Origin of the sequence: Schnuerera sp., assembly GCF_035459645.1 — a bacterium.
Lineage (GTDB): Bacteria > Bacillota > Clostridia > Tissierellales > Tepidimicrobiaceae > Schnuerera.
The window spans coordinates 1-4649 of the sequence record NZ_DATHXO010000516.1; the positions used below are offsets into that span (position 1 = coordinate 1).

The 4649-nt window shown below is 27.7% G+C and carries 3 protein-coding genes and 2 pseudogenes; 2 read left to right on the forward strand and 3 right to left on the reverse strand.

Translation table 11 applies throughout. The features are described from left to right. Positions 1-1253, reverse strand: a 1253-nt coding sequence (trkA, locus tag VK998_RS12055; RefSeq protein ID WP_325228681.1) for a Trk system potassium transporter TrkA, incomplete at its 3' end; no start/stop codon positions are given. 225 nt (positions 1254-1478) lie between these two features. Between trkA and VK998_RS12060 the strand changes: the two genes are divergently transcribed. Together VK998_RS12060 and VK998_RS12065 are read left to right on the forward strand one after the other, a co-directional pair. Beyond that, positions 1479-2828, forward strand: coding sequence for a metallophosphoesterase (locus VK998_RS12060; protein ID WP_325228682.1), 1350 nt, complete (start codon positions 1479-1481; stop codon positions 2826-2828). A gap of 138 nt (positions 2829-2966) precedes the next feature. Beyond that, positions 2967-3155: pseudogene (locus VK998_RS12065) on the forward strand (SelT/SelW/SelH family protein); the annotation flags it as partial. A gap of 216 nt (positions 3156-3371) precedes the next feature. Here the strand turns inward: VK998_RS12065 and VK998_RS12070 are convergent. Continuing rightward, entirely contained in the window at positions 3372-4217 is an 846-nt protein-coding gene (locus VK998_RS12070; protein ID WP_325228686.1) for a hypothetical protein, read from the reverse strand. A 237-nt stretch (positions 4218-4454) separates the two neighbouring features. Continuing rightward, positions 4455-4649, reverse strand: a pseudogene (locus VK998_RS12075) (hydroxylamine reductase); the annotation flags it as partial.

Genomic DNA, 4649 nt, shown 5'->3' on the forward strand with positions numbered 1-4649 from the left:
CCATTAGGAATTATTACTTCTCCTTTATGAACAATAGCCCCAATAATAATACCCTTTGGTAATCCCAATTGGTATAATGGTTTCCCTACTATGGACATATCTTTACTAGCGATTATTTCTGTAACTTCTCCTTCTCCTCCAAGAAGTAATGAAACCGATACTACCTTCCCACCTCTTATGAACTTCAATACATTACTAACTGTAATATTTACTGGATTCAAAGCTATATCTACGTCTAATTTATCAACTACATGTGCATAGTTAGGTCTACTTATTTTAGCAATGGTCTTGCCTACTCCTAATTGCTTTGCCACTAAAGCCATCAAAAGATTTTGTTCATCATATCCTGTAGCTCCTATAAAAGTATCATAAGAAGCTAAATCTTCTTCCTCTAAAAGATCAATATCAGTCCCATCTCCATGAATTATTAAGGTGCGACTAAGATTCTCCGCTAAATATTGGCATCTTTTTTTATCTATCTCTATTACCGTAACATTCATACTAGACTTTTCCAATCGTTGAGCTAAATAATATCCTACATTTCCACCACCTAAGATAATTACTTTTTTTGATTCCTTTTTGTTCATATTTATTCCAAACAGTTGGCCAAGCCTGTTAATATTACTGCTTTTCCCTATTACATGAATGACGTCTTCAGCCATCAGTCTAGTAGAACCATCTGGAATAATCAAATCCCCTTCTCTCGATATAGCTGTTATAAGAAGACCTTCTAACCCTTCTAATTCCATTAGTTTCTTGCCAACAAAACTATGTCCTTTAGTTAAATGAAAATCAACCATAGAAACTTTACCTCTAGCAAAATCCCCAGAATAAAAATTATATGTTTTACATAGATATCTTTTTATTTCAATAGCAGTAGTCAAATCTGGATTGATTATATGATCAATTCCCATTTCCGTTTTAACAAAGTCTAACTGTTCTATAAACTCAGGATCTCTAATCCTAGCAATAGTTTTTTTGCACTTTAATTTCTTTGCTAAAGTACATATTAGAGTATTGGTCTCGTCACTATTTGTTGCTGCTACAAGCAAATCATAAGTATCTATATTAAGTTCCTTTAGCTTCGCAATTTCTATACCATTAGCAGCTACAGTTAAAACATCTAAATGGTCATTTATCCTTTCTAAAGTTTTGAAATTCACATCTACTAAAGTAACATCAATATCTTCATTGTTCATGGCCTCTGCTAATCTATAACCTAATTTCCCAGCCCCCACAATCATTACTTTCATTATAATCCTCTCCTAGTTAATTATACATTTAGCAATATTATAACAGTTCTATGACCAATTAAAAAGTTTTTTCCCATATTAATTTATGGATTTTAAAAATAAATAGTATAGTAAGTTTTAGTATAAGTTTTCAATAGTATTTACTGCTAAAATTATGATATAATTATATCAAATAAGATATTAAGCTGACATCAATCAAATATAGTTAGATTGTGAGGTTTTAGTATGAAAAATAAAAAAACATTTTTAATACTCATAATAATATTTATATTGTTAACTTTAGTTGGATGTGTGAAAAAATTTACTTGTTCTGTACTGAATTGTAAAATTAAGTCAGGTGAAGATATTACTTTCTTCATTGCAGCAGATCCTCATCATCTATCTAAAAAAACCTACGATGATGGGAAAGCCTTCGATTGGTTTCTTAATTCTGGGGATGGAAAATTACTTCACTATACTGATGAAATAATGGCTGCTTTTACTTTAGATGTTAAAAATGGAAACCCCGATATATTAATTGTACCTGGCGATTTAACTTGTAATGGAGAAAAAGAAAGTCATTTAGAATTTGCAGAAAAATTACAAACTATTAAAAAACTAGGAATCCATATATTTGTAATACCAGGAAATCATGATATTGAAAATCCTTGGGCAAGAAATTATGTTGGAGATGAAATGCTTAAAATTGATTCTATAACTGAAGATGAGTTTGTAGAAATATATGAACCTTTTGGTTATGAAGATGCAATTTCTAGGGATCATTACTCTTTAAGCTATTTAGCAGCTCCTGCTGAAGATGTTTGGCTATTGATGCTAGACTCCGCTAAGTATAAACGTAATAATGTAAGAACCTCTCCAGAAATGGGAGGTGAAATCCCAGCTAAAACTTTTGAATGGATTAAAGAATGTTCCAATTTAGCAAAAGAAAATAATGCTAAAATTATAACAGTTATGCACCATAGTTTGATAAATCATAGTGAAGTAATAAATGAAAATTATACTATTGATAATAGTCAGGAAGTAATAGATTTGCTTATTAGTTGCGACATACAGATTGTATTATCTGGTCATGTACATTTACAAGATATAAAATCCTATGAAGAAAAAGATAAAAAGATTTATGATATTGCTACTTCTTGTTTGATAGCTTATCCTAATCAATATGGTATATTAAAATTTACACCTGAAGAAGGTTTTGATTATGAAACTAGAAGAATTGACGTATATGCTTGGGCTTGGGAAAATAATATTAAAGATAGAAATTTAAATAACTTCAATAAATATTCTAAGGATTTCTTTAGACGAAGAACCTATGACAAATACTATGATAGTCTATTAGAAATAAGTAAATTTTCAGATAAAGAAATGAAAGCTATATCAGAAACAGTGGCAGAACTAAATTTGAAATATTTTGCTGGATTTAGAAATGAACTTCTACATGATGTTTTTCCTACTGAAGGATTTCAAATTTTACAGGATACTGCACCATTTTCTATTCGAGATTATGTTATGAGTATGTTTAATGATCAAAAAACAAATAATAATAAATTACATATTCCTATTTATTCTAAATAGTCTCTAATCTTCTATTGATATTTTTTATTCCTTTTGGGTAACTATATATTAATATAATAGTTAGCTTAATGTGATAGGAGTGATATGATGAAGAAAAATATAATTATTGAATATTGTACAGCTTGAGGCTACCTACCTAGGGCAGTTGCTCTAACAGATAATCTATTAGGAGAACATAAAAATAAAATAGCTGAACTTAAAATAATTCCTTCTTCTGATGGAGTATTTGAAATAACTATTGGAGATAAGTTGATTTTTTCTAAGAAAGAATTAGGAAGGTTCCCTGAAGAAAATGAAATAGAAGAAATAGTAAAAAAACAAATATAAAATTAAAGTTTAATAAAAAACCACCTTTATTCTTCAAGAATAAAGGTGGTTTTTATAATGATTATAACCCTTATCTCAAAATATCAAAATAACAATTAACAGTTGAAAACCAGCTCTCTCATGTAAATTCAGATGCCCTATCCGTTATCACTGAGTAAAGAGTCTCTTTTTTAATATTTTTATTGAGTTTTCAAATTAAGCATCTCTAGTGAAATATTAATCCATTTTATATTCAAAAATAATTGGTTCCGTAACATTTATCCCTTTATTAAAAATAACTTTCATAACTTTAACTTCCTGATTAGCTATATATTTAACGGAATTTTCATTTTTTGAAATTAATTCATGTAATTCATTACTCATTTTTTTATTATATATATCATCATAAGGACCATGTAAGTTAAATTCTATAATAAATATATTATTATCTATCCCAAATCTTATTAATTCATAAGTATCTTTATCTTCTTTTATATAATCAAATACCTTGTCTAATGCAAATTTTTCCTCTTCAGATTCTTCATTTCTTAAAGATATCATTGTTTCAGAATCTCTTAAATTACTCATATTTGAATTATATTTTAGTTTATTTTTGTTATCTGTATATAATACTTCTATATTTCCAACTTTTGAATATTCAATTTGACTCTCTATATGCAATTTGTCCAACAATTCTCTATTCATATTACTAGTGAATTCTTTAAAAGCTTCACTTTTTTCACTTATTGTCATTTCTTCTTTTAAATCAATAGGAGTTTCTTCTGAGTTTACATCTATGTTTAGTACTATTTTTATATTATTAAATTTCTTTACTTCATTTTTATCATCTACAGCTAATTTATCTTCAATAAATTCAATATTAGAGATAGAAAAATAACTGTGTTCATCTATAAAATCATTAATTATATCAGAAAGTTTTTTCACAACATCATCATAGGTAGTGTTTCTCACCTTATCAATATCTTCTTTTGATATGTTGCCTGATATGTTAGTAGAGCTGCATGATGTGATTAATATAAGTAAAATAATTATTCCTATAATTAAGAATTTTGTTCTTTTCACAATTCACCTCACCTCATTCAAACAATATAATTAAAGTGACTGAAATACACCCACTTTAATTAATAATTTGTTAAATACTATTAAGTTTCTATATTCTTCAGTTGTATATCTTTTTTAATAAAAGAATATAATCGTGCTAATTGAATTATTTACAGAATGTTACATTTTAATTTAAGTTTACAAAGTCAAAATTATATATAAACCCCATCTATACTTCTATAGATGGGGTTTATTAGATTAAGCTTCCATAAACATCTTTATATCATCTTCAACATTTGAAATTGTTCCAATTCCAAAGTTTTCTACCAATACTTTAGCTACATTTGGTGATAGGAAAGCTGGTAGTGTTGGCCCTAGGTGGATATTCTTTACTCCTAAGGACAATAGAGCTAATAATACTATTACTGCTTTTTGTTCATACCAAGCAATATT

Bases quoted from the DNA above. Each gene is read 5' to 3' on its own strand.
- VK998_RS12060 (WP_325228682.1), top strand. From the start codon at position 1,479: ATGAAAAATAAAAAAACATTTTTAATACTCATAATAATATTTATATTG.